The organism is Vibrio sp. YT-18, assembly GCF_033337345.1.
Lineage (GTDB): Bacteria > Pseudomonadota > Gammaproteobacteria > Enterobacterales > Vibrionaceae > Vibrio > Vibrio alginolyticus.
Map to the genome: position 1 here is coordinate 244,715 of NZ_JAWOQO010000001.1, position 24,396 is coordinate 269,110.

Genomic DNA, 24,396 nt, shown 5'->3' on the forward strand with positions numbered 1-24,396 from the left:
ACCAAAACAAAATAAAGGGGCGAACATAGCAGTGTTCGCCCCTTATCTGATCGTTTAAAGTTGTTCGGCAAGCTGAGGTAGTACCTCAAATAAATCACCAACCAATCCATAGTCAGCAACTTCAAAGATAGGAGATTCTGGATCTTTGTTGATCGCGACAATCACTTTGGATTCCTTCATTCCTGCAAGATGCTGGATGGCACCGGAAATCCCAACCGCTATATAAAGCTTAGGTGCAACGATTTTACCGGTTTGACCCACTTGTAAGTCGTTGGCAACAAACCCGGCATCAACTGCCGCACGAGAAGCGCCAATGGCAGCACCTAGTTTATCGGCAACTTGTTCGATCAACGCGAAGTTCTCTTTGCTACCGACTCCGCGTCCACCTGACACAACCACCTCTGCCGCGCTTAATTCAGGGCGCTCTGACACGGTTTTATCGGCAGAAACCAATTCAACCATTGGAGCTGAGATAGTGACCTGCTGATGCTTAATATCAGCTTGGTTGTGACAAGTAACCGGCTCAAACGCAGACGCGCGCACGGTGATGACGCGAACCTTGTCGCTGGTGGTCACTTTGGCAAATGCGTTTCCTGCATAAATAGGGCGGATAAAAGTGTTTTCATCGATAACTTGGACAATATCGGAAATTTGCCCAACGCCGAACTTCGCTGCTACTCGCGGTGCAAGGTCTTTCCCTTTTGATGATGAGCTAGCCCAGATTGCGTCAAAGCCTTCAGCAATACTCACTACAATAGGTGCGATACTCTCGGCAAATTGATGCTTAAGTTGTTCATAATCGACACAAATTACGTTTGATATACCATCAACGCGACAAGCTTGCTGAGCGACTTCTTCACACTGGTGGCCCACTACGATCAAAACATTGTCTTGGCTGACTTGTTTTGCTGCATTAACCACTTTGAGTGTGTCCGCATGCAATTGGTTATTGTCATGTTCTGCTATGATTAAGTTCTTCATGAAATCACCTTCGCTTCGTTACGCAGCTTATCGAGAAGCTCTGAGACAGATTCAACCTTGATGCCACCTTTTCTTTGCGCTGGCGGTGTGACTTCTTGAATGGTTTGGCTAAATACCACTTCAACACCCAGACTGTCAGGTGTGATGGTATCTAACGGCTTGCGCTTAGCTTTCATGATATTAGGCAAAGAGGCAAAACGCGGTTCATTCAGGCGTAAGTCAGTACTGATCACCGCAGGTAAGTTCATCGCGACCGTCATCAAGCCGCCGTCCACTTCTCTCACGACCTGAACTTTTTGATCTTCAATCTTCACGTCGGAAGCGAAAGTTGCTTGAGGCCAGTCAAGTAGGGCGGCCAGCATCTGAGCCACTTGGTTGTTGTCCGTATCAATGGATTGTTTACCCGTAATCACAAGCTGTGCTTGTTCTTGCTCAACTAGAGCTTTGAGCAGCTTAGCAACAACTAATGGCTCTATTTTGTCTTCAGTATCGACATGAATAGCGCGATCGGCGCCTAATGCAAGCGCGGTACGTAGTTGCTCCTGACACTGGCTACCGCCGGCACTGACAACGATGACTTCATCTGCAATACCTTGCTCCTTTAGTCGTACGGCTTCTTCAACGGCTATTTCGCAAAATGGATTAATCGTCATCTTGACGTTATTGGTTTCAACATCGCTATGGTCCGCTTTCACGCGAACTTTAACGTAGGGATCAATGACCCTTTTGATTGGCACTAGTATTTTCACGTTAGATTCCTTTTTACAGTGAAGACTATGTGTTTACAGTGAAGACGATGTGATGACGTCTTTAAAATGATGTTAATTTACCTTTACGTTTGCGTCAACTTTAAATATATTGTCGCTTAACAAGTTGGCAACATGCAAAGAAAAAGGAATGCAATCATGGAAAGAGACTGCATGGAATTTGATGTTCTGATTGTAGGCGCTGGTCCCGCAGGTTTGTCTGCGGCATGCCGAATCAAACAATTAGCAGCAGAAAAAAAACAAGACCTCTCTGTTTGCGTGGTAGAAAAAGGTTCTGAAGTTGGAGCGCATATTTTATCGGGTGCGGTGTTTGAAACGCGGAGTTTGGATGAGCTTTTTCCCGACTGGGAAGAGAAAGGCGCTCCGCTCAATACCAAAGTAAACCAAGATAAAACCTACTATCTAGGCAATGACATCAATGGTCATGAACTGCCTTCTTGGGCGGTGCCTAATACGTTACATAACAAAGGTAATTACATCATAAGTTTGGGCAGTCTATGCCGATGGATGGCGTTGCAGGCTGAGAACTTGGGGGTGGAGGTCTACCCAGGTTTTACCGCCAGTCAAGCGATCATCGATGAAGATAGTCGTGTTTGTGGCGTGATCACGGGCGATATGGGATTAGATAAAAATGGTGAACAAAAAGGAAATTTCGAACCTGGTATTGAACTGCGAGCGAAGTTTACTTTATTTGCTGAAGGCGCACGGGGGCATATTGGTAAGCAGTTGATTAACCGATTTAATCTTGCTGAAGAGAAAACGCCTCAACACTACGCTATCGGTTTTAAAGAGCTGTGGGAAATCCCATCAGAGCAGCATCAGCAAGGTTTAGTAGTGCACGGATTAGGTTGGCCGTTATCAAATGAAGCTACAGGTGGCAGTTATCTCTACCATTTAGAGGGAAACCAAGTTGCCGTCGGGTTGATTGTTGACTTGAATTATAAGAATCCGCACTTGAGTCCATTTGATGAGTTTCAACGTTTTAAACACCACCCGTTGATTGAGCAATACCTCAAAAATGGGAAGCGTATTAGCTATGGCGCGAGAGCGATTACCAAGGGCGGCTTTCATTCGCTTCCCACGCAGCAGTTTGCTGGTGGCTTGTTAATTGGCTGTGATGCAGGAACACTTAACGGCGCTAAAATCAAAGGCACACACACCGCAATAAAATCTGGAATGCTTGCCGCTGAAGCAGTATGTGAAGCCCTTGAGAGTCAGTCAGTTACTGCTGATTATCAAAAGCATTTCAAACAGTCTTGGCTGTATGAAGAGCTTTATCAAGCACGTAACTTCTCAAGTGGAATCCACCGCTTTGGATCGTGGCTGGGCGGTGGTTTAGCGCTGCTGGAACATAACGTGTTAAAAGGTAAAGCTAAGTGGCATATCCGCTGTGATAAGCCTGATCATCAGTCTCTGTTATTGGCGGAAAACAGCAATGAAATTGTCTATCCGAAGCCTGATGGCGTGTTAAGTTTCGATCGCCTCTCTTCCGTTTATCTATCCAATATCTTCCATGAGGAAGATCAACCATGCCACTTACGACTGGAGAACCAGCGGATCCCTATTGAGCAGAACCTTGAATTATATGCAGAGCCAGCACAGCGCTATTGTCCGGCTGGCGTGTATGAAATCGTACAGGGGGAGCAGCAGCCAGAGCTGCAAATAAATGCGGCCAACTGTATCCACTGTAAGACCTGCGACATCAAAGATCCAAGTCAAAATATTACCTGGACTCCGCCAGAAGGTGGTGGTGGTCCGAACTATCCAAATATGTAAGCGTTTGAGAATAATTTTTATTAACAATTTATTTACTTAAAGTTTGCGTTAGTTCAAATCTTTCTCGATGAACTCGATTGCAACTTAATCTTTCAGGCACTATTCTGATTTTAAATTGACGTTTACGTAAACTGAATACAAAGTTGATGCATAGGTGTAAAAGCGGTTACCAGTATCAAAGTTAGGTTTGATCAAATAGTGCTCAATGGAACGCACTTAAAATAACGAAAGGGAGATCAACTATGGTATCGGAATCGCCTCTGTTGCAGGTAAACGATATTTCATTGGCTTTTGGTGGGGTGAAAGCTTTAACTGACGTGAGCTTCCATGTGAATGAAAAGGAAATTTTTTCAATCATTGGTCCAAACGGTGCAGGTAAAACCTCAATGCTCAATTGCATCTCTGGTCGATACACACCAAACAAAGGCTCTGTAATCTTCGCTGGAGATGACGTAACTAAACGTACACCAAGCCAACGAGCTGAGTTAGGGCTGGGAAGAACCTTCCAAAACTTAGCGCTCTTTTCTCATATGTCGGTACTGGACAACATCATGGTTGGCCGACACCACCTACTGAAAAATAACTTCGTCACGGGGCCACTCTATTGGTTCTCCAATGCGCAGAAAGAAGAGATGGCGCACCGCAAATATGTGGAAGACGTGATCGATTTTCTAGAAATCCAGCACATCCGAAAAGCGACTGCAGGCACGCTATCTTACGGCTTACGTAAGCGTGTAGAGCTTGCTCGTGCCATTGCCTTAAAACCTAAGTTACTGCTGCTTGATGAACCAATGGCAGGTATGAACTTGGAAGAAAAGGAAGACATGGCACGTTACATCATGGATCTGAATGAAGAATTAGATATCACGATCATCATGATTGAGCACGACATGGGCGTGGTCATGGACATCTCTAATCGCGTTTTGGTTTTGGATTTCGGGAAACACATTGCTACGGGTGAGCCTGAAGAAGTGATGGCCAACCCACATGTGAAACAAGCGTACTTAGGCGAAGAGCTACCGACATTAGAGGAGAGTGCATAATGGCACAGCAACATAATGATTGGGCAGATATAACCCGCTTAGATACCTTTCCAAAAGTGTTGCAACACAATGCCAAGAACTGGCCCGAACAAGTCGCAATGCGTGAAAAGGAGTTTGGTATTTGGCGAGAGTTCACTTGGAAGGATTACGAAAACCGCGTCAAGTGGATGGCACTGGCACTACAAGATTTGGGTATTGGTGAGCAAGATGTCGTTGGTTTGTTAGGTGATAACCGCCCGGAATGGGTATGGGGCGAGTTAGCGGCACATGCGATCAAAGGTTTCTCGCTGGGCATCTATCAAGATTCTATGCACGAAGAGGTGGCGTACCTTATCAACTATGCCAAAGCAAAAGTCGTGATTGCCGAAGATGAAGAGCAATGCGACAAGCTGCTTGAGCTTGGTGATGAAATTCCTAGCGTTGAATACATTATTTACTGCGATCCTCGTGGAATGCGTAAATACGATGATCCAAGATTGATTGATGTTGAACAGGTCTACAAAAAAGGTCAGCTGATTGATAAAGCGGACCCAGACAAATATCTCAATATGGTTGTTGAAACCAAAGGCAGCGATCTTTCAATTCTTTGTACAACGTCGGGTACGACTTCTAAACCAAAATTGGCTCAGCTACACAGTGGCACGTTCTTGGATCACTGTGCGGCTTACTTGCGTGCAGACCCTCGTTCCCCAGGCGACAACTACGTTTCTGTTCTGCCTTTGCCTTGGATTATGGAGCAGGTTTACGTGGTTGGTCAGGCGTTGATTTCTCGTCAAATCGTTAACTTTGTGGAAGAACAAGAAACCATGATGTCCGACTTGCGTGAAATCGGTCCAAACTTTGTGCTGTTAGCGCCACGTGTGTGGGAAAACATTGTGGCAGACGTGTCTGCACGAATGATGGATTCGACACCGTTTAAGCAAAAGATGTACAAACTGGGCATGAGCTTAGCCAACAAAGCGTTAGAGCAGGGCAAACGTTCTAAACTCGCCGAATGGATTCTTTTGCGTGCTTTGCGAGACCGTTTAGGCTTTTCGAACCTAACATCTGCTGCAACGGGCGGCGCGGCGATGGGGCCTGACACTTTCCGTTACCTACAAGCTATTGGTGTGCCACTTAAGCAGCTTTATGGTCAGACCGAAATGTGTGGCGCATACACCGTGCACCAAGCGGATGATGTGGATTACGATTCCGTTGGTGTTGCGTTTGATAATGCAGAAGTGAAAGTCATCAACCCAGACAGCAATGGCGTTGGTGAAATCATCGCGAAAAGTACAGGCATGTTTACTGGCTACTTAAACAACCAAGCAGCATATGATGAAGATGTTCAAGATGGTTGGATGCACACAGGCGATGCGGGCTATTTTAAAGATTCCGGTCACTTGGTCGTGATTGATCGTCTGAAAGATATGTCGGAAACCAGCCATGGCGACCGTTATTCGCCACAGTTTATCGAAAACAAACTCAAGTTCTCGCCGTTTATTGCAGAAGCCGTGGTGGTAGGTAAAGGTCGACCTTGGCTGTCTGCCATTATCTGTATTCGCTATGCGATCGTCGCGAAGTGGGCAGAGCAACGCGGCTTGGCATTTACCAACTACACCAACTTATCTGCTCAACCAGAAGTGTACCAAGCGATTCGTGAAGAAGTTCAAAAAGTGAACGAATCCCTACCGGATGCACAGAAGATCAGCAAATTCATTCTACTTTACAAAGAGTTGGATGCCGACGATGGAGAGCTAACTCGCACACGTAAAGTACGCCGTGGTGTGGTTGCAGAGAAATACGGAGACATCATCGAAACCATCTACAGCGACGATCCAAAAGTCGATGTCGATACAGTGATCACTTATCAAGATGGCACCAAAACACGCATTCAAACGTCGCTAGTTATTGAAACGCTTATTGAGCATGAGCCAACACTAGTGGATAGCGAACAACGGAGGATCGCATAGTGAATACGGATTTATTACTGCAACTCGTCATTAATGGCGTGATCGTTGGCATGTTGTATGGCGTTGTCGCCATGTGCTTTGTATTGATTTACAAATCGACCCAGGTGGTCAACTTTGCTCAGGGTGAGTTTTTGTTGATTGGCGCGTGGGTATGTTGGGCGGCATTGGTGCACCTACAGTTACCGTTTTTTATTGGCTTTTTACTCACGCTCGCGTTCATGATGATTTTTGGTATCGCCGTGCAAACCATTGTGCTCAGACCGTTGATTGGTGAACCGATTATCTCTGTGATCATGGTGACCATTGGTCTATCGATGTTTTTCCAAGCGCTGATGAAGTGGATATTCGGTGTCTCGGCTGTGTCGTACCCGCAAGTGTTCGAAACCAACGTGGTGAATATCGGAGGTTTGAATGTTGAGTTTGCTTACATTCTGAGCTTGATCTTCTCAATGCTCATCATGGGCGCGTTCTACTGGTTCTTCAAATTCAGCAAAATGGGTCTGGCAATGCGCGCAACGGCATTCAACCAGCAAGTAGCCCAGAGTCTTGGCATTTCCATCAAGAAAGTGTTCGCCATCAGTTGGGCCATTTCGGCAATGGTATCTGCAACAGCAGGGATTGTTATCGGTATCGTTAACGGCGTATCTGACGCGCTATCCATTATTGGTATCAAAGTTTTCCCAGCCGTTATTTTAGGTGGCTTAGATTCGGTAGTCGGCGCAATTGTCGGTGGTATCACCATCGGGGTGCTAGAAAACTTGGCTGAGTTTTTTGATAGCCAATACCTGCAAGTGGGTAACCTGTACAACATCGCACCATTCTATGTGCTGTTAATCATTCTTGCCTTCAAGCCATATGGCCTGTTTGGTACCAAAGATATTGAGCGTATTTAAGGAGAAATAACATGGCTCAACTTAGCATGCGCCCATGTGGGGATTTTCGAACCACATACAAAAGCGATACGCCAATTTTTGAAACCAAAACCATCAGAAGCCTTGCGATTGCTGGTGTCATCGCCATGCTGGCAGCACCGCTGGTCTTGGATATTTACTTCCTAAACCTGTTTATTCAGATTGCATACCTCGGTATCGCGGCATTGGGCTTAAACATTTTGGTTGGTTTTACCGGACAAATCTCGCTAGGTCACGGTGCGTTCTTTGGCTTTGGCGCCTTTGCATCGGCTTGGCTAAATAACCAGTTTAACATTCCAGTCGTGTTTGCGATTCCGCTTGCGGGTTACTTAACCATGATTGTGGGGATGCTGTTTGGTCTGCCAGCGGCTCGAATTAAAGGTTTATATCTAGCTATCGCAACGTTGGCGGCGCAGTTTATTCTAGAGGACTTCTTTGCTCGCGCAGATTGGTTCAGTGGCGGCTCATACGGTGCAAGCGCGAACCCAATTAATTTGTTTGGCTTTGAGTTTACGACTGACGAAAGCTTCTTCTACATCGCCCTGTTTGCGCTGATCTTCATGTATATGTGGGCATCAAACTTAATCCGTTCTCGTGACGGTCGCGCGTTTGTCTCAGTACGAGATCACTATCTGTCAGCAGAGATCATGGGAATCAACCTAACCAAGTATCGTCTGCTCTCATTTGGAGTGTGTGCATTCTATGCGGGCATCGGGGGCGCACTCTACGGACATTATCTAGGGTTTGTATCAGCAGAAGGCTTCACCATCATGATGTCTATCCAGTTTTTGGCCATGATCATCATTGGTGGCTTAGGCTCAGTTAAAGGTACGCTGATGGGGACGATATTTATCGTACTGCTGCCTGAAGTTTTAGAGTTTGGCGTAACGGGGCTTTCAGCGTTTGGTGATACCACCGCTTTCACTGATGGTCTGGCTTACTTCAAAGAGATGGCGATTGGTTTAGTCATCATGCTGTTCCTTATTTTCGAACCTCAAGGATTATCGCATCGCTGGCAACAGATTCGAGCATATTGGAAACACTATCCGTTCTCATATTAACGTGGAATTAAGTGGAATATACCTCAATAACAAGGACAACGAGTTATGAACAAAGGACATTTAGCGACAACGTTGGTGCTGTCATCTGCACTGTTTACTACCACAACTTGGGCAAAAGATTCTGTGTTTGTCGGGCAATTAGTCGACTTTTCTGGACCAACTGCCTATGTGAGCAAGCCCTATGGTTCTGGCGTGCGAGACGCATTGCGTTGGATTAACCAAAACGGTGGCATTAACGGTACCGAGCTCGAATTTGAAACAGTAGACATGGCGTACAAAGTACCAGTGGCGATTTCCAACTATAAACGTTGGGTGGCGCGTAAAGACATGGTTGCGCTGCAAGGTTGGGGTACGGCGGATACCGAAGCACTTATTTCGTTTGTTACCAAAGACAAAGTGCCGGTGTTCTCTGCTTCTTACTCTGGTCACCTAACTGACCCAACCGGTAAAAACCCAAAAACCGCGAAACCAGCGCCTTATAACTTCTTTTATGGTGCGTCGTACTCAGATGCGTGCCGTGCGCTAGTTAAGTGGGCGAAAGAAGATTGGGAATCTAAGGGCAATCAAGGTGCGCCGAAATTTACGCACATTGGCGATAACCATCCATTCCCGAATGCGCCAAAAGAAGCGTGTGCAGAGTACGCCAAAGAACTTGGTTTTGATGTGCAAAACCCAGTCGTTGTGTCACTAAAACCAGGGGACTTCAAAGCGCAATGTTTGTCGCTGAAAGAGTCAGGCACCAACTACGGTTACATTGCTAATATCGGTAGCTCGGTTATCTCACTAGTGAAGTCTTGTAACACGGTTGGGACAGAGTTCCAGTACATGGCAAACATTTGGGGCGGCGATAAGCCAGTGCTTGAAGCAGCAGGCGATGGCCTTAAAGATTACGTTTTCCCAGGTATGACTGCGTTTTGGGGAGATGATAATGAAGGCATGAAACTGGTCCGTGAGATTTCTAAGCAGTCTGAATCAGAGCCGGGCGAATTCAGAACTCACCATTACATTCGCGGTATTTGTTCTGCGTTCTATATGAAAGAAGCAATGGAGTGGGCGAAAGACAACGGTGGCATCACAGGTGAAAACATCAAGAAGGGCATGTATGTCCATGACAACTGGGTACCACAAGGCTTAGAAGGTGTTTGTGTCCCTGCGAACTGGAAACCGGAAGATCACCGAGGCACAACAACCGTGAACGTCTTTATGGGCAACAACGATGGCGGCGCAGTTGATATTAAGAAAGTATCTCAGGTGACATTGTCACGTCGTGACGATTGGCTAGGTTACTAATCTACGACTTATTAATAACAAAGCTTACTGAAAATAAGGATGGGTGAGAGAACACTCTCACCCTAGCAAGGAGTAGCTTGATGGCTGAATTAGCAACGAATATCGAACCGGCAGAAATACTGCTTTCAGTGAACAACATTGAAGTCGTCTACGACGAAGTAATACTAGTACTTCGCGGTGTGAGTTTAGAAGTTCCAAAAGGGCAGATTGTGACCTTACTGGGCGCCAACGGTGCGGGTAAATCCACAACGTTGAAAGCCATTTCTGGTTTATTGAAAACCGAAGATGGTGAAGTGACGCGCGGCGAAATCAACTTCATGGGCGAGCGTATAGACAACAAAAGCCCGGAAGAGATCGTCCGTTCGGGCATCTTCCAAGTTATGGAAGGGCGCCGAATTGTTGAAGATATGACGGTGATAGAAAATCTTCGCTTAGGCGCTTATACACGCACTGACAACGAAGTTGAACAAGACATCGAAATGGTGTTTGACTATTTCCCGCGACTCAAAGAGCGCACTGGCCTGGCGGGCTATTTGTCTGGCGGTGAGCAACAAATGTTAGCGATTGGCCGAGCGTTAATGGCTCGACCGAAGATGATTTTGTTGGACGAACCGTCTATGGGGCTTTCTCCACTGCTAGTTAAAGAAGTATTCAGCATTATTAACAAGATCAACAAAGAGCAAGGTATTACCATGCTTTTGGTTGAACAGAATGCCAACTTCGCTCTTCAAGCGGCCGATTACGGTTACATCATGGAATCAGGCAAAATCGTACTAGATGGCAGCAAGCACGAATTGCTAAACAATGAAGACGTAAAAGAATTCTACCTTGGCGGCGGCGATGAAGATCGCAAGAGCTTTAAGAATCTGAAATCTTACAAACGTCGTAAGCGTTGGTTGTAAGGAGCAAGGATGAACGAACTATTTGATGCGAAAGAATCGTTGTCTCTACAGGCGCGAGAAGAGTCGCTGTTTCAACGTCTGCCAGCGCTGATTGAAAATTCGAAAGCCAATAGCGAACATTACGCAGCGCATTTTTCTGAGTTTGATCCTATATTGGCAAACAATCGTGAAGGGCTTGCTCAGCTCCCGATTACACGTAAGTTCAATGTACCTAATCAGCAGCAACTTAAACCGCCGTTTGGTGGCTTAAATAGCGTTGCCATTGGTCAAATGGCGCGCGTATTCCAATCTCCTGGGCCGTTGTATGAGGCTCAAACGGATGAGGCCGATTTCTGGCGTATGGGGCGCGCGTTTCACGCTGCTGGGTTCTGTGCGGGTGATTTAGTGCATAACACGCTCTCTTACCATTTCTCTCCTGGCGGATTTATTATGGATGGTGGCGCAAGGGCTTGTGGCTGTACGGTATTTCCGGCTGGAGTAGGCAATACCGAAGCGCAAATAGAGGCAATTAAACAGCTTCAACCTAATGGTTACACTGGTACACCTTCGTATTTGCTGACGTTGCTACAAAAGTATCAAGAGAAATACAATGAGCTGCCTAGCTTTGAGAAAGCTCTGGTCTCTGGTGAAGCGGTTACAGCAGACATGGAACAGATGTTTGAGGAAAAAGGCATTGCAGTCTTTCAAGCCTACGCAAGTGCAGAGCTTGGTTTGATTGCTTATCAAGTGTCTGGTGAACAAGGATTAGTGATTGCCGAAGATATTATTGTTGAAATCGTTGATCCTGATGGTGTTCCTGTACAACCGGGAGAAGTCGGTGAAGTCGTTGTAACGTCGCTCGATGAGAAGTTCCCGCTGATTCGCTACGCAACGGGAGATTTATCGGCATACCTAGAAACGGGCTCGGATTCGCTACGCACGAATGCACGAATTAAGGGCTGGATGGGACGAGCAGACTCCGCGGTGAAAGTAAAAGGGCTGTTTGTTTATCCGCATCAAATCCAAGAAGTCTGTCGTCGCCACGATATTAAAGGCTCCTTGAAAATTGAGCGCGATGGCTTCAACGATGCCATTACTTTCTGTTGTCATGATGTGCATGTATCAGCAGAGGACATTCAAGCAACACTCCAGTCTGTCACTAAACTGAAAGGCAATGTCCAGTTTGTACCGAACCAAGCGGAGCAGCCGTTAATCAATGATCTTCGCAGTTAACTCATTGGTGGCATAAGTGCAGTAGAAAGTGGTTGTCATAAAAAACTAACAACGTCAGACAAAAGGCTAGAAAAGGGATACCACATTGCGCTGCGTATCCCTTTATTTTTTACTACCGCAATCAGGGAGCGGGTAAATGAAACAGGCACCAATGATTAACACACAATTCTGGGATGATTTGTTTATCCGAGGCACTATGCCTTGGGATGCCCAATCGACACCTCAAGAACTCAAGGACTATCTCGACAATTCACTTCATGTAGGCCAGTCAGTGTTTATTCCTGGGTGTGGTGCCGCTTATGAACTGAGCACTTTTATTCAATATGGGCATGACGTGATCGCGATGGATTACAGCCAAGAAGCGGTAAAAATGGCGCAATCAGCGTTAGGTAACTACAAAGATAAAGTCGTATTGGGCGATGTATTTAATGCCGATTTTTCTCACTCGTTTGATGTCATTTACGAGCGGGCCTTTCTCGCAGCACTACCGAGAGACATGTGGTCAGAATATTTCTCTATGGTGGATAAATTGTTGCCAAGCGGAGGTTTTCTAATTGGTTTTTTCGTCATTGATGATAATTACCTATCACGCTTCCCTCCATTTTGTTTGCGAAGTGGGGAGTTGGAGGGTTATCTAGAACCGGCGTTTAAGCTTGTGGAATCCTCAGTGGTGGCAAACAGTGTTGAGGTTTTTAAAGGCAGAGAACAATGGATGGTGTGGCAGAAACGTTAGTCGCTTTTAATCTTTTTGAAGAAGTATTCGCGGAAACTTTCTGGTTCTTTGTGAATCGCTGATATATAAGTCTTTACTCTATGCCTGATGGAATGCTCACATAGTTTGTCGGTTTGTGTGAAAAATTAATTTCTCGTTGCTGGTTTTAAGTTGTTGAGATATCTCTAACAGCGGTTGAGTGGTTGAGTTTATTGCTGGCACGGGTTATGTGCTCAGAGCGTAAAGCGACAGATCAGCATCGATCCGAAAGGTAGTAGAACGTCTCTTACTGATCTGTCTATTTCATGCTTATACTATTTTAGGTTGACCATCTGATGCGGTGGCACCGCCGTCTACAGGTAGGTTTACGCCATTAATGAAAGATGCGTCATCACTTGCCAAGAAAGTCACGACAGACGCAATTTCTTCAGGTTCGGCTGCTCGGCCAAGCGCAATGCGCTCATTGAATTTATCGCGGATGTCCTGCGGCCAGCCGTTTGTCATGTTGGTTTTTACTAAACTTGGGCATACGGCGTTAATTCTTACCCCATCCGCACCATGGTCCAATGCCATCGCTCGGGTAAGGTTCACCACTGCGCCTTTACTCGCGCAATAGAATGCGGCACCCCAGTCACCACCCAAACCGGAAACGGACGCGGTATTTACCATACAACCTTTCGTTTTTAAGAGTTCAGGTAAAGCAAATTTCGCGCAATAAACAACACCATCAATGTTTACACCAGAGATCTTCTTCCAGTCTTCCACACTACCTTCAATCACGGTACCAGGGACATGTACGCCAGCATTGTTTACTAAAATATCCAGTTTACCGAAACGGGTAACAACATCAGAAATCAGTGCTGCGACTTTGTCTGGATCAGAAACATCAATGGAATGCGCAGACACACGCTGTTTATCAAAGCCCTCAACGGCGTTTGCCAACTGCTCTTCATTCCAATCGGCAAGAGCGACGTTTGCGCCTTCTTCATACAAACGTTTTGCGATGGCCAAACCAATGCCATTGGCAGAGCCAGTCACGAGTGCGACTTTATTTTTTAATCCTCTCATGCGATTTCTCCTTCGAAACTTACAAAAACGGGATCTTGATTTTTCTCTGTGCGCGGCAACATCAGTTTGTCGTTGTCGCTGTAATCTACGGGGATAGCCACCACTGCTGGTCCTTCAACGTCCATGGCTTTATTCAATGTCGGTAGCAATTCGTGTTGACTAGTCACTGCGAAGCCTTTCGCGCCAAATGATTCGGCGTAGGCCTTGAAATCAATTGGTCCAAATTTCACACCAGAGCAGCGCTGATATTTGTTGATCTCTTGCATTTCTACCATGTTGTAGGCGTTATCAACCCACACAATATGGACGATATTGCAGTTCAGTCTAACCGCGGTTTCTAACTCCATGCTCGATTGCATAAAACCGCCGTCTCCCGATATCGATACCACTTTGCTACCAGGTTTTAGTAGGCTGGCACCAATGGCCCATGGTAGTGCAACGCCCATCGTTTGTTGGCCGTTAGACACCAGCATTTGGCGAGCTCGAAAACAGCTTAAGTAACGAGCGATCCAGATGTGGAAGCTCCCCATATCAAGGCATAGCGTGGTATCTGGTGTGATGATGGATTGCATGGCTTTAATTAGCGCCAGTGGATGAAACCCTTGCTTGTGATAGACATTGGGATAGGTCTTGATCACTTGCCGTTGCAGTGCTACCTCTTCCAGTACTGAAAGTGCCGTTGGGGAAAGGCGAGCATATTCAGAGATATAGCTGCCCATTTTGTCTAATGACTGCGCAATGTTTCCGACGATTTCAACACAAGGTTGATAATTAAGTTGGTATTCTGCTGGTTCAATATCGAGGTGAATCACTGGGTTGCGGTGGCTGTTCCAAAGCTCAGGGTCATACTCTATTGGGCTAAAGCCGATGGTGAGAATTAAATCGGCGTCCCGCAGTAAAACATCGCCAGGTTGGTTATTAAACAAACCGACACGCCCAGCAAAGTGATGATAGTAATTGATGTCTACCGTGCCGGCGGCCTGGTAAGTGCCGACAACGGGTAGCTGCGTATTTTGAAGAAACCGAGCGATAGCAGCAGCGTTTTGACTGCGGCTCGCGTGAAGGCCAAGTAAAACCACACAGCGCTTTGCTTTACTGATTCGACTGACCGCTTCTTCGATTGCTGCGATGTCTGCGCAACCAGGCTGTGTGTAAGGCGAGGGGACAATAATGTCCGTTTGGGTTTGCTCGAATAAGACATCTTGGGGGAGACTCAAAAAGCAAGCCCCAGGACGACCTGACTCTGCGATACGAAATGCGTTCGCCATGATCTCGCTTGCGGCGTCCACATGCTGCACTTCAGCACTGAACTTAGTTATAGAGCGAAAAATACTGACGGTATCCATGCTCTGGTGTGTTTGTTTTTGCTGGTCAGTTCGTTTCACCGCACCACCGATAGCAATCAGCGGATCGCCTTCGGAGTTTGCTGTTGCAACCCCCGTAACTAGATTTCCACAGCCAGGGCCTGACGTAACCATCGTGACGCCTGCTTTGCCGGTTAGTCTTCCCATAACGCCCGCCATAAATGCGCCGTTAGCCTCGTGACGTACAGGAATCATTTGGATTTTAGTGTCTTCAATCGCATCGAACAGTCGATCGATTTTTGCACCGGGAATACCGAAAATGTACTTAATGCCGAGAGACTCTAGCTGTTGAGCGATCAACTGAGCTCCATTTTTATTTGAAGGTTTGGATTGCATTTGTTGTCCTTATTATTTGCCTGACTTTGTTACTTTTCCGCCTTTTCTATGGCGGTATTTATATCTTCCGGAGCCAAATTGGCGTTGAGGAAGTCTGTCGATACCGGGGTATCAATCACTAGCCGCGAGACTTTGCCAATCTGGAGGAACCCTGACGAAATGCTGTAATCCTGAATATGACCACCTCCTTGGCGGTCATCGGTAATAAAGTGTTCGTGATAGCCGGGCACATTGATGCCAGTCGTATATTTAGGACTGCGAAAGCCGGCGACCACGCCTTGCTTATGCGTGAAGCGGAACGTTGGTTGTTCTTTGACCACTTCAAGCATTGGCCGATAAGGGCGTGTTTGTTTAGGTACGGTGCGAGTACGAACTGAATCGAAAACGCCATCAATGCGCACTGCGCAAAATAGGTTATCGCTTGGAACCATGTCGTCTATGAGGCTATGGACTTCATGACGTGACATGCGCGATGTCAGTGGCAGCTCGATATCAGGCTTAAAAAAAGTCATGACAGCAAAGGGCGTTTTTTGCGCCAGGTCTGCCGGGTTTGCGGAGCCATCCGACTTGAGTTGAAAAACTTCCTTATCAAACGCAATCAACTCACCATCCAATTCATTGAACGTACCTAAACCAAAATCCCCATGTTTCAGCAGTTCTTCTATGGTTGTTGAGCCTTCGTATACACCAGCGATCAAAGCACTCATTAACGAAGTCTGATAAATCTCACCATCTCCGGTAACGTAATGGTATTCAGAAAATTCTTTCGCTACTTCAAGCGAACAAGCACATAGAGGGTTATAAAATCCACGCATGAGTAAGACCAGTTATGCAATGAAGAGTATATTTAGATTGACTTCTACACGGTGCTAAATCCAATATAAAAAAGATTTATTTTGATATGGAAAATATATGAAATTTCGCTACCTGAAGTATTTTGTCGCGGTCGCCGAGACTCGTCACTTTACCCGAGCAGCTGAACAGTTAGGGATTGCGCAACCTCCTTTGAGTCAACAAATCAAAAAGCTAGAGCACGAGCTTGGCGTGGACTTATTTAAGCGCTTGTCTAGAGGAGTAGAACTGACCCATGCAGGGCAAGTCTTTTATACGGATGCGGTAAATATTCTTGCTGATGTGGAACGCGCTAAAGCAAAAGCCCGACAGATTGCCCGTGGTGAAAATACGCAGGTTAAAATTGGGTTCGCGACGTCAACATCAACCTGCATTAAGGTATTGGAGAGGATTGGGCGTATTCAAGAGAATGGGGTTCATTTACAGACGGCGGAACTATCAATGCCAGAGCTTGCCACTCAGTTAAAAAGCAAACAACTTGATCTCGCAATCATGCGGCTACCCTGTTACGCCAGTGAGCCTTTTGAGCATAAGGTGTTGTTTAACGACCCGTTTGTCGCAGTGATTCCGGCGGGCCACGAACTGGCAAAATATCCCTGTATCCAGATGAAACAGTTGAGAGGCCATAAAATTTTACTGTTTCCACGAGAGACGGGACCCGCATTGTTTGATGGCATGAGCACACTTTTTGCCGACGCAGGAGTAAGGCTCGAACCACAGTTCGCAGCACCGCAACTTCGTACGACGATTGCCATGGCGCAGGCCGGGTTAGGTATCGCTCTCGTACCGCGCTCACTGGCTGAACATCTCGATGATTCCGCGACAGTCGCCGAGATTGATGATATCCCTCTCACTAGTCGTGTTGTTGTTGCTTGGGAGGCATCTAATCTCAATAAACAAGCGTTAAAAGTAGCCATGCACATCGGTCATGTAGAGGCTTAAAGCTTTGTCATATAACCTGTCGATTGTATCCAACGAACAAAACTTACTGAAGATTGCGACTCTGTTGTCGTATATATTACCTACATCAAGTTGACTTGATAGCTGAACTCTCGTTTTTATCGAGATGATAATGACGAGGACCTTGATTTAATGCATGGTTAAACCGCAAGGATGATGGATGATTAAAGCGCAAACATTTGATGTATTTTGTGATGAGTTGGCTCAAGGTAACCCTTGTGGCGTTGTCGAACTAAATCACTGGCTGAGTGATTCTGAGTTACTTCAAATCACTCACCAGGTCGCTCAACCTGTCACATCATTTGTGGTTCAGTCTGGCAGTGACTACCACATTCGCTGGTTTAGCCTAGAAGGAGAGATCAACCTATGTGGACACGGAAGTTTGGGCGCAGGCGCTGCAATCATTTCCAACTATCATCAGAATGAGGTCATTCTAAAAAGCCAGTATGGCCATATTACCGTTACTGGACTGGATGGAATGTACAGGATCGTGATGCCAAGTTGGCAAGCCAAGCCTCATGCCATCCCCTTGGGTATTTCAGGCTTTTCCAATGACCCCGTAGATGCTTTTACAACGCGTGATTTGGTTGTTGTTCTCGAATCCGAAGATGATGTTGTTCGCTATCAACCTAACTTTGATGAGCTGATTAAAATTGATGAGTTTCATGCGGTCATCGTGACGGCTCAAAGTTCTGATAGTAGCTATGTGCTGCGTTACTTTGCACCTAAAATCGGTATTTCAGAAGATCTTGCCACAGGCTCGGCTCAGTGCTCATTAGCGCCTTATTGGTTTGAAAAGCTAGGCAAAGAAAAATTGACGGCTCGTCAGCTATCTCGTGCTGGTGGTTATTTTGAAGTGGCTCGCGGTTTAGAATCTACGATCGTATTGTCTGCACACGTGAAAAGTCGGACTTGAATGCAAACGCCTCTAGCTCTTACACAAGATCTAGAGGCATCCATTTTTTATTGACTTAAACGTGCCGAGCTAAGATTTTAACCCTGCAGCGGTCATCATGACGCGAAATAACATAGACACTAACCCTAATGCAGCGACGCTAACGACCCATATTCCAACCATCCAAGCCCATTGGCGGCACCAATTTTTGATTTTCATACTCACTCCTTATCAACTCGTTAATGGTACGCTTCGCCTTCTTTTACTTTTCCGGAGAAGACGTAGTAACTCCAAAAGGTGTAAGCCAGAATGATCGGGATGATGATCACTGCTCCAACGAGCATAAAGCGCTGACTGCTTGCAGGAGCCGCTGCTTCCCATATTGATATGCTAGGAGGAATGATATTTGGCCAGATACTGATGCCAAGCCCAGCGAACCCGAGAATCACGATCACTAACGCCATCACGAAAGGGCTGCGCTCTTTACGCTTTTTAACGGAGTCGGCAATCTTCAAACATACCAGCCCAGTAATGACAGGTACGGGCAGTAAGTAGAACAAATTAGGCAGAGAAAACCATCTTTCCGCAATGGCAGGGTAAGCAAGTGGAGTCCAAGCGCTCACAATGACTAATGCGGAGATCATCGCCAGTAGTGTTTTGTTAGTGAAGCGGTGCATCGTGTTTTGCAGTTCACCTTCCGTCTTCATGATGAGCCATGTGCTACCAAGCAGCGCGTACGTTGCGACTAAACCCAAACCACAAAAGATGGGAAAAGGGCTGAGCCAGTCGAGTTGGCTACCTACGAAGACGCGGTTTTCCACCGCAAAGCCTTGAATTACCGCGCCAACAACGATGCCTTGGAAAAACGTGGTTAAAATCGAGCCGACCATAAAAGAGCGATCCCAGAACTTTAAGTGGTTTTCCAATGCTTTAAAGCGAAACTCAAACGCTACGCCACGAAAGATCAAAGCAATCAACATCAACGTTAAAGGGATGGTTAGCGCTTCAATAATCACCGCGTAAGCCATCGGAAAAGCGCCAAATAGAGATGCGCCTCCAAGCACAATCCAAGTTTCGTTGCCATCCCAAACTGGCGCGACACTGTTGACCATGACGTCTTTTTGTTTTTCATCCTTGATGAAGGGCATCAGTATTCCAATACCCAAATCGAAGCCATCCATGATGATGTACATCAAAGTGGCAAAAACGATGATCGCGAACCAAATCACGGATAAATCAAAATGCATATTTTCTACCTTCACTTTGTGACAAATTCTAAATGCGACCTGAAACGGTCGTCATGTCGTGCTCATCGTGTTCGATTGCATCGGGGCCTTTCTTGATTTGGTGGATCATGTAGTAATAACCAAAACCAAATACCAAGCTGTATACAACAAGGAAACACAGCAGGCTGATGCTCATTTGTAGGTCTCCGTGTGCAGAAACCGCATCACGCGTTTTTTGTACGCCATACACGACCCAAGGTTGCCGACCAACCTCTGTCGTAAACCAGCCAGCGAGTATTGCGATAAGACCAGATGGCCCCATAAACAATGAAAACTTGAGGAACCAACGCGAGGTATAAAGCGTGTTCTTTTTTCGTAACCATATGCTGTAGAAGCTTTGAAAAATCATCAGAAGTCCTAGCCCGACCATGATTCGAAATGACCAAAAGACGATAGGTGAGTTCGGTCGTTCCTCTTTCGGGAAGTCTTTCAGCGCCGGGATTGGCTCAGTTAAACTGTGGCGTAGGATCAAACTTCCTAAAACAGGAATTTCTAAGGCATAGTCTGTGCGTTCTTGTTCCATGTTTGGCATGCCGAACAATATCAATGGGGTTGGTTTGCCATCGCTGTTATCCCAATGTCCTTCGATGGCAGCGATTTTGGCGGGCTGGTGTTCCAGAGTGTTTAGCCCGTGCACATCGCCAATCACGGCTTGGAGTGGCGCAAGGAACACTAAGATCCCGAGCGACATCGAAAACATGGTTTTTACCGCAGTCGATTGATTGCCTCTCAATAAATGCCAAGCGGCTGACGCGCCTACAAAGAGTGCTGAACTGACGAAAGCCGCGACGCTCATGTGCGCCAAACGATAAGGAAATGAAGGATTGAAAACGATAGCAAACCAGTCGGTTGGCACCACACGTCCGTCGACAATTTCATAGCCTTGTGGCGTTTGCATCCAACTGTTGGAGGCGAGAATCCAGAACGTCGAAATGATCGTTCCTAACGCCACCATCGAGGTTGCAAAAAAGTGCAGCTTTTCGCCGACGCGACGCCACCCAAACAGCATTACGCCAAGAAATCCGGCTTCGAGAAAGAAAGCCGTTAACACTTCATAAGTCAGTAATGGGCCTGTGATAGAACCAGCGAAGTCGGAGAAACCACTCCAGTTGGTGCCGAATTGATAGGCCATGACAAGACCAGATACAACACCCATTCCAAAGTTAACCGCAAAAATTTTCGACCAGAAGTGATAGAGCTTTTGGTAATCGGGATTACGTGTTTTTAGCCATAAGCCTTCCAGCACGGCGAGATAGGTGGCCAAACCTATGGTGATAGCGGGGAAAATAATATGAAAGGATACCGTAAAGGCGAACTGTATCCGTGCAAGCATAAATGCGTCGAGGCCAAACATTAAACTTCCTTTGATCTTTTAAGTTTTATGAGAGAGCTATTTTAAAAGGAGCGGAATGAGGGAAGTAGGTACAGACAGTGACTATAAACCTATAACAGATTAAATATTGAAGTGTTATTATTTTGAATTCGGCTTTATGGAAGGGGATTTGCGTTTGGCGAAGTATCAAGAGTTAGTGGAACAGCTTAAAAGGCAGATAAAATCGGGGATATGGCATCCGGGTGACAAGCTGCCTTCGCTGCGTCGCCAATCTGAACACTCGGATTTGAGCTTGATGACGGTGTTGCATGCGTATCAAATTCTGGAATCTCAAGGCTGGGTCACGTCACAGCCGCGATCTGGTTATCGAGTCGCGCCCAATATTAAGAGCTCAAATGAACCCCAAGCGCCAGCAGCAGTTTCGTGGACAGAGCAGGTAGACATCAATGAGTTTATCTTTGATGTTCTGCAGGCGAGCAAAAATCCATCCATGATCAATTTTGGCTTTGCCTATCCAGACCCAAGTTTGTATCCACGCTATCACGTGAATCGGGCGATGAGCGCAGCCGCTCGCAATATGCCGATTTCCACCACCTTTGATAACTTACCGCCGGGAAACGAACAATTACGCACCATCATCGCGAAGCGTTATGCTGCGAAAGGCATTGAAATTTCACCCGATGAAATTGTCATTACGGCAGGCGCGCTGGAGGCGTTAACGCTCAGTTTGCAAGCCTGCACAAGACCGGGAGATTGGGTGGTTGTGGAGTCGCCTGCATTTTATGGTGCATTGCAATCCTTAGAGCGGTTAGGCTTGAAAGCGCTCTCAGTAAGAACAGACCCAGTCACGGGCATTGACCTAGACTCATTGGAACGAGCGCTGCAAACACACGATGTGAAAGCATGTTGGCTGATGTCGAACTTCCAGAATCCTCTGGGTTTTACGCTCACCAACGAGAAAAAACAAAAGCTGATTGAGCTGACGCAGCGATATAACGTGCCAGTGATTGAAGATGACGTGTACAGCGAACTGCATGCCGAGAATGACTCGGTTTATCCACTAAGAATGTTTGATGACACGGGCAATACCATGTTGTGCTCCTCGTTTTCAAAATCATTAATCGCAGGGCTACGTATTGGTTGGGTTGCGGCGGGAAAGCGGGCGCTAGAGGTACAAAAGTTACAGTTAATGAGTACATTAGCGACGAGTGCCCCAGTGCAAATGACATTGGTACACTATTTAACAAGCCGCAATTATGAATCGCATTTGAAGCAGTTACGGAAAAAGCTGTTTGAACGTAAAAGTAAGATGACGGTTCTGCTTAGTGAGCTGTTACCTGAAGCAGTCAAAGTGTTAAGCCAAAGCGGTGGGTACTTTATTTGGTTAGAGCTTCCCAAGCATATTGATGCCTTGCAGATATATCGAGAAGCGCTAAAAGGTAATATCAGCATCGCACCGGGAAAGATGTTCAGCCTGACAGAACAATACGATCACTGTATTCGTCTTAACGCTTCTTTTGAGCTCAATGACAAATACGTTCATGCTCTCAATCTGCTTGCCAATATTATTCGCGATCATTTGGCGAAATAGCGACTTTCTTCAGTTTTTGGGTTTAATGGAGCGCGCCGGGTTTCCACCAACTCGATCGCCCGGCGCAACGTCTTTGTGTATCGAGTGAATGAGCGGCTGTGTAAATTTGCACTCTAGGCCCAATCATGACGTTCGCGCCAACCTCAACCTGCCCATTGTCCAGAATAATGGCATCCCAGTTGATGTAGGTGTTTTCTCCGATGGACAAGTGACAACCGTAGGTAAGTTGTAGCGGTGGCTCTATACAGGCGCTGTTTTTTAATTGGACGCCCATTTCCGCCAATAGTTGTCTACGGATATCTGGGTTTGGCTCGTGGTTAAATTGGAAGACAAGCTGCGCAGTTTTGGCGCGCATTAGCTTTAGTTCTTCATCCAGACAATTATAGGTTTCTCCAGAGCGCATCCGAGTCAGTTCTGACATAACAATCATTCCATCAATGTTATTTGCAATAAGGTGCATAATAGGTGAGAGTGATTCGAAGTGAAAATTTGATGCTTAAAAATCAGAAAGTTATCACTGATTTGCCTTGCGTATCCAGTTGGTTGATTGGCTCGTTTAGTTCACAAAGACGTATTCCCTAAATGGCTTAATCGGTTGAAGCCAAAGTGGGAAACCACTCGAAGCGTTTTACGTAGATTACAATATAGTTAATAAGAAGAACTTAATTGAGCCGCTGCGCTATCGATTGATCCAAAAATTTATGACTTATGCGCTCTGGCTTGCTGGCAACGATGAATCAAGAGTGAGCACTTTATGTTCGAACGGGTCATTTCATTTTTAGAAACAACACTGTTTACCTTTAACGAACAACCTATCACGTTGTGGGCGATATTGATGGTGCCGACATGGGTGATTGTCGCTTTATGGTTGTCCAAAATTTTAATCAAAACCGTTACGTCAAGAATGTCCTCATCGGGGAAAGATCCAAACGTTATTCATTTGGTTAAACGGATATTATTTGTCATCGCTCTAGCCATTATTTTTATGACCACACTTTCGATGATCAATGTGCCAATCACCGCGTTCGCCTTTCTGTCTGGTGCCATCGCTATCGGCTTCGGTTTTGGTGCGCAAAACATCATTAACAACTTCATAAGTGGCTGGATTTTGATTGGTGAAAAGCCAATCCGAATTGGGGACTTTTTAGAGGTTGAGGGCGCCAAAGGCACTGTCGAGCAAATAAATACACGTTCAACGAGAATCAGACGAACCGATGGTGTTCATATGCTCATACCCAACAGTCAGTTGATTGAGAACGTGGTGATCAACTGGACGTTATGCGACAGATTAGTTCGTGGCTCGGTCGTTGTCGGTGTCGCGTATGGGAGCGATGTCAAACAGGTTGCTGCCTTAATGGCGGAGGTGACTTCGCAGCAAGCGCAAGTTCTGAGTTCGCCAGCTCCAGACGTGTTTTTTCAAGACTTTGGCGATAATGCTTTGATCTTCGAATCTTATTTTTGGATTAACTCAACGGTTGAAGGCGGGATTCGATCGGTCGCAAGTGCCATACGTTTTGAAATCTATGAAGCTTTCGAAAAGCACGGTATTGAAATCGCGTTTCCACAACGAGATGTGCACATTGATGGGGAAATCAAGTTGTCTAGGGAGAGAAACGGATAGGGCGATAAGCGGTGTAGGTGCCCTTATCTTGGCTTCGAGTAGTGATAGCGAGGCGGTCACAATATGGATTCACCTCGCTAGAAACCAGTTTGAAGGCGTTATTGGTTGTCCCACATGACTTCGCATTCTTCTTTGATTGCTGATTTTAGCAACTCAATCAGTGGAAACGCTCTGCGTCCTAGGCTTACCGCGGGCTCTGCTTGTTCTTCCTCTTCGTCTACATCAGTAGGGAGGTTTTCTTCAGCTGCATTTTTCGCAGATAGAGCAGAAGTTAATCTTGATAGCGCGTCAGGAACATCTTGAGCGGAAATTGATCCCGGCACCGTGCCGCTGTGACCCATCATTTTGAGCATATCTAATGCAATATCACCAAACATTGTGACGTTTGAGTGGCTTCGACAACGAAATGTTATGAGCATTTACCTGATCCTGTTTTATATGTTCGGTTTGAAACTAAATTGTAGCTGAAATCAGACACTAATT

The 24,396-nt window shown here is 46.1% G+C and carries 23 protein-coding genes; 13 read left to right on the forward strand and 10 right to left on the reverse strand.

Annotated elements, in window-relative coordinates:
- Window positions 1-54: 54 nt before the first annotated feature.
- Both R7M72_RS01000 and R7M72_RS01005 read right to left on the reverse strand, forming a co-directional pair.
- Window positions 55-981: an electron transfer flavoprotein subunit alpha/FixB family protein gene (locus tag R7M72_RS01000; RefSeq protein WP_054574671.1), complete on the reverse strand. Its 927-nt coding sequence runs from the start codon at window positions 979-981 to the stop codon at window positions 55-57.
- A complete protein-coding gene (locus R7M72_RS01005; protein ID WP_005386149.1) occupies window positions 978-1,730 on the reverse strand; it encodes an electron transfer flavoprotein subunit beta/FixA family protein in 753 nt (250 codons plus the stop codon). The genes R7M72_RS01000 and R7M72_RS01005 overlap by 4 nt, the downstream gene beginning before the upstream one ends.
- A gap of 156 nt (window positions 1,731-1,886) precedes the next feature.
- Here R7M72_RS01005 and R7M72_RS01010 point away from each other — a divergent pair, with 156 nt between their 5' ends.
- The 9 genes from R7M72_RS01010 to R7M72_RS01050 all read left to right on the forward strand — a co-directional run bounded on the left by R7M72_RS01010 (window position 1,887) and on the right by R7M72_RS01050 (window position 12,628).
- Window positions 1,887-3,524: an electron transfer flavoprotein-ubiquinone oxidoreductase gene (locus R7M72_RS01010; RefSeq protein WP_053304706.1), complete on the forward strand. Its 1,638-nt coding sequence runs from the start codon at window positions 1,887-1,889 to the stop codon at window positions 3,522-3,524.
- A gap of 242 nt (window positions 3,525-3,766) precedes the next feature.
- Window positions 3,767-4,567: an ABC transporter ATP-binding protein gene (locus R7M72_RS01015; RefSeq protein ID WP_005373297.1), complete on the forward strand. Its 801-nt coding sequence runs from the start codon at window positions 3,767-3,769 to the stop codon at window positions 4,565-4,567.
- Complete coding sequence (locus R7M72_RS01020; RefSeq protein ID WP_005382741.1) at window positions 4,567-6,519, forward strand: long-chain fatty acid--CoA ligase; 1,953 nt, start codon at window positions 4,567-4,569, stop codon at window positions 6,517-6,519. Before R7M72_RS01015 ends, R7M72_RS01020 begins: the two co-directional genes overlap by 1 nt.
- Window positions 6,519-7,412, forward strand: coding sequence for a branched-chain amino acid ABC transporter permease (locus R7M72_RS01025; RefSeq protein ID WP_005373295.1), 894 nt, complete (start codon window positions 6,519-6,521; stop codon window positions 7,410-7,412). Before R7M72_RS01020 ends, R7M72_RS01025 begins: the two co-directional genes overlap by 1 nt.
- An 11-nt stretch (window positions 7,413-7,423) precedes the next feature.
- Window positions 7,424-8,491 carry a branched-chain amino acid ABC transporter permease gene (locus tag R7M72_RS01030; protein ID WP_005382737.1) on the forward strand — a complete coding sequence of 356 codons (1,068 nt, stop codon included), beginning with the start codon at window positions 7,424-7,426 and terminating at the stop codon, window positions 8,489-8,491.
- Window positions 8,492-8,536: 45 nt separating this feature from the next.
- Window positions 8,537-9,781, forward strand: coding sequence for an ABC transporter substrate-binding protein (locus R7M72_RS01035; protein ID WP_033906430.1), 1,245 nt, complete (start codon window positions 8,537-8,539; stop codon window positions 9,779-9,781).
- An 80-nt stretch (window positions 9,782-9,861) separates the two neighbouring features.
- Window positions 9,862-10,683, forward strand: coding sequence for an ABC transporter ATP-binding protein (locus R7M72_RS01040; protein ID WP_005373283.1), 822 nt, complete (start codon window positions 9,862-9,864; stop codon window positions 10,681-10,683).
- 9 nt (window positions 10,684-10,692) lie between these two features.
- Complete coding sequence (locus tag R7M72_RS01045; protein ID WP_053349213.1) at window positions 10,693-11,895, forward strand: phenylacetate--CoA ligase family protein; 1,203 nt, start codon at window positions 10,693-10,695, stop codon at window positions 11,893-11,895.
- 136 nt (window positions 11,896-12,031) lie between these two features.
- Window positions 12,032-12,628: a methyltransferase domain-containing protein gene (locus tag R7M72_RS01050; RefSeq protein WP_047101308.1), complete on the forward strand. Its 597-nt coding sequence runs from the start codon at window positions 12,032-12,034 to the stop codon at window positions 12,626-12,628.
- A gap of 288 nt (window positions 12,629-12,916) precedes the next feature.
- On the opposite strand, the gene R7M72_RS01055 is transcribed toward R7M72_RS01050, so the two are convergent.
- From R7M72_RS01055 to budA, 3 genes are read right to left on the reverse strand one after another with little or no spacing between them, the layout of a single operon-like run.
- On the reverse strand, window positions 12,917-13,675 hold the full coding sequence (locus R7M72_RS01055) for an SDR family NAD(P)-dependent oxidoreductase (protein ID WP_047101310.1): 759 nt from the start codon (window positions 13,673-13,675) through the stop codon (window positions 12,917-12,919).
- On the reverse strand, window positions 13,672-15,375 hold the full coding sequence (gene alsS, locus R7M72_RS01060) for an acetolactate synthase AlsS (RefSeq protein ID WP_047101312.1): 1,704 nt from the start codon (window positions 15,373-15,375) through the stop codon (window positions 13,672-13,674). The genes R7M72_RS01055 and alsS overlap by 4 nt, the downstream gene beginning before the upstream one ends.
- A 29-nt stretch (window positions 15,376-15,404) precedes the next feature.
- Window positions 15,405-16,190, reverse strand: a complete 786-nt coding sequence (budA, locus tag R7M72_RS01065; protein WP_047101315.1) for an acetolactate decarboxylase — start codon at window positions 16,188-16,190, stop codon at window positions 15,405-15,407.
- Between the two features lie 97 nt (window positions 16,191-16,287).
- Here budA and R7M72_RS01070 point away from each other — a divergent pair, with 97 nt between their 5' ends.
- Window positions 16,288-17,169: a LysR family transcriptional regulator gene (locus tag R7M72_RS01070; RefSeq protein ID WP_318055991.1), complete on the forward strand. Its 882-nt coding sequence runs from the start codon at window positions 16,288-16,290 to the stop codon at window positions 17,167-17,169.
- Window positions 17,170-17,347: 178 nt separating this feature from the next.
- Entirely contained in the window at window positions 17,348-18,103 is a 756-nt protein-coding gene (locus R7M72_RS01075) for a PhzF family phenazine biosynthesis protein (protein ID WP_047101324.1), read from the forward strand.
- A 69-nt stretch (window positions 18,104-18,172) separates the two neighbouring features.
- Here the strand turns inward: R7M72_RS01075 and R7M72_RS01080 are convergent, their stop codons facing one another.
- Genes R7M72_RS01080 through R7M72_RS01090 form a run of 3 tightly spaced genes read right to left on the reverse strand, consistent with a single transcriptional unit; the run spans window position 18,173 to window position 20,722 of the window.
- Entirely contained in the window at window positions 18,173-18,301 is a 129-nt protein-coding gene (locus R7M72_RS01080) for a DUF2474 domain-containing protein (RefSeq protein WP_005373267.1), read from the reverse strand.
- A 20-nt stretch (window positions 18,302-18,321) separates the two neighbouring features.
- Window positions 18,322-19,329: a cytochrome d ubiquinol oxidase subunit II gene (cydB, locus tag R7M72_RS01085; RefSeq protein WP_047101326.1), complete on the reverse strand. Its 1,008-nt coding sequence runs from the start codon at window positions 19,327-19,329 to the stop codon at window positions 18,322-18,324.
- A 28-nt stretch (window positions 19,330-19,357) separates the two neighbouring features.
- On the reverse strand, window positions 19,358-20,722 hold the full coding sequence (locus R7M72_RS01090; RefSeq protein ID WP_005373264.1) for a cytochrome ubiquinol oxidase subunit I: 1,365 nt from the start codon (window positions 20,720-20,722) through the stop codon (window positions 19,358-19,360).
- Between the two features lie 136 nt (window positions 20,723-20,858).
- Between R7M72_RS01090 and R7M72_RS01095 the strand changes: the two genes are divergently transcribed.
- A complete protein-coding gene (locus R7M72_RS01095) occupies window positions 20,859-22,292 on the forward strand; it encodes a PLP-dependent aminotransferase family protein (protein ID WP_080960072.1) in 1,434 nt (477 codons plus the stop codon).
- A 22-nt stretch (window positions 22,293-22,314) separates the two neighbouring features.
- Here R7M72_RS01095 and R7M72_RS01100 read toward each other — a convergent pair whose 3' ends face one another.
- Window positions 22,315-22,647, reverse strand: a complete 333-nt coding sequence (locus tag R7M72_RS01100; RefSeq protein WP_235429160.1) for a hypothetical protein — start codon at window positions 22,645-22,647, stop codon at window positions 22,315-22,317.
- 399 nt (window positions 22,648-23,046) lie between these two features.
- On the opposite strand from R7M72_RS01100, the gene R7M72_RS01105 reads away from it, so the two are divergent.
- Window positions 23,047-23,913: a mechanosensitive ion channel family protein gene (locus R7M72_RS01105; RefSeq protein WP_047101328.1), complete on the forward strand. Its 867-nt coding sequence runs from the start codon at window positions 23,047-23,049 to the stop codon at window positions 23,911-23,913.
- Between the two features lie 98 nt (window positions 23,914-24,011).
- Here the strand turns inward: R7M72_RS01105 and R7M72_RS01110 are convergent, their stop codons facing one another.
- Window positions 24,012-24,332: a DUF1840 domain-containing protein gene (locus R7M72_RS01110; protein WP_005373256.1), complete on the reverse strand. Its 321-nt coding sequence runs from the start codon at window positions 24,330-24,332 to the stop codon at window positions 24,012-24,014.
- Window positions 24,333-24,396: the final 64 nt, after the last annotated feature.

What these genes read in the sequence shown, in the direction of transcription:
- R7M72_RS01000 (WP_054574671.1), bottom strand. Translation starts at nt 981, where the DNA reads ATGAAGAACTTAATCATAGCAGAACATGACAATAACCAATTGCATGCG.
- R7M72_RS01010 (WP_053304706.1), top strand. Translation starts at nt 1,887, where the DNA reads ATGGAAAGAGACTGCATGGAATTTGATGTTCTGATTGTAGGCGCTGGT.
- R7M72_RS01015 (WP_005373297.1), top strand. Translation starts at nt 3,767, where the DNA reads ATGGTATCGGAATCGCCTCTGTTGCAGGTAAACGATATTTCATTGGCT.
- R7M72_RS01020 (WP_005382741.1), top strand. Translation starts at nt 4,567, where the DNA reads ATGGCACAGCAACATAATGATTGGGCAGATATAACCCGCTTAGATACC.
- R7M72_RS01030 (WP_005382737.1), top strand. Translation starts at nt 7,424, where the DNA reads ATGGCTCAACTTAGCATGCGCCCATGTGGGGATTTTCGAACCACATAC.
- R7M72_RS01035 (WP_033906430.1), top strand. Translation starts at nt 8,537, where the DNA reads ATGAACAAAGGACATTTAGCGACAACGTTGGTGCTGTCATCTGCACTG.
- R7M72_RS01040 (WP_005373283.1), top strand. Translation starts at nt 9,862, where the DNA reads ATGGCTGAATTAGCAACGAATATCGAACCGGCAGAAATACTGCTTTCA.
- R7M72_RS01045 (WP_053349213.1), top strand. Translation starts at nt 10,693, where the DNA reads ATGAACGAACTATTTGATGCGAAAGAATCGTTGTCTCTACAGGCGCGA.
- R7M72_RS01050 (WP_047101308.1), top strand. Translation starts at nt 12,032, where the DNA reads ATGAAACAGGCACCAATGATTAACACACAATTCTGGGATGATTTGTTT.
- R7M72_RS01055 (WP_047101310.1), bottom strand. Translation starts at nt 13,675, where the DNA reads ATGAGAGGATTAAAAAATAAAGTCGCACTCGTGACTGGCTCTGCCAAT.
- alsS (WP_047101312.1), bottom strand. Translation starts at nt 15,375, where the DNA reads ATGCAATCCAAACCTTCAAATAAAAATGGAGCTCAGTTGATCGCTCAA.
- budA (WP_047101315.1), bottom strand. Translation starts at nt 16,190, where the DNA reads ATGCGTGGATTTTATAACCCTCTATGTGCTTGTTCGCTTGAAGTAGCG.
- R7M72_RS01070 (WP_318055991.1), top strand. Translation starts at nt 16,288, where the DNA reads ATGAAATTTCGCTACCTGAAGTATTTTGTCGCGGTCGCCGAGACTCGT.
- R7M72_RS01075 (WP_047101324.1), top strand. Translation starts at nt 17,348, where the DNA reads ATGATTAAAGCGCAAACATTTGATGTATTTTGTGATGAGTTGGCTCAA.
- R7M72_RS01080 (WP_005373267.1), bottom strand. Translation starts at nt 18,301, where the DNA reads ATGAAAATCAAAAATTGGTGCCGCCAATGGGCTTGGATGGTTGGAATA.
- cydB (WP_047101326.1), bottom strand. Translation starts at nt 19,329, where the DNA reads ATGCATTTTGATTTATCCGTGATTTGGTTCGCGATCATCGTTTTTGCC.
- R7M72_RS01090 (WP_005373264.1), bottom strand. Translation starts at nt 20,722, where the DNA reads ATGTTTGGCCTCGACGCATTTATGCTTGCACGGATACAGTTCGCCTTT.
- R7M72_RS01095 (WP_080960072.1), top strand. Translation starts at nt 20,859, where the DNA reads ATGGAAGGGGATTTGCGTTTGGCGAAGTATCAAGAGTTAGTGGAACAG.
- R7M72_RS01100 (WP_235429160.1), bottom strand. Translation starts at nt 22,647, where the DNA reads ATGCGCGCCAAAACTGCGCAGCTTGTCTTCCAATTTAACCACGAGCCA.
- R7M72_RS01105 (WP_047101328.1), top strand. Translation starts at nt 23,047, where the DNA reads ATGTTCGAACGGGTCATTTCATTTTTAGAAACAACACTGTTTACCTTT.
- R7M72_RS01110 (WP_005373256.1), bottom strand. Translation starts at nt 24,332, where the DNA reads ATGCTCATAACATTTCGTTGTCGAAGCCACTCAAACGTCACAATGTTT.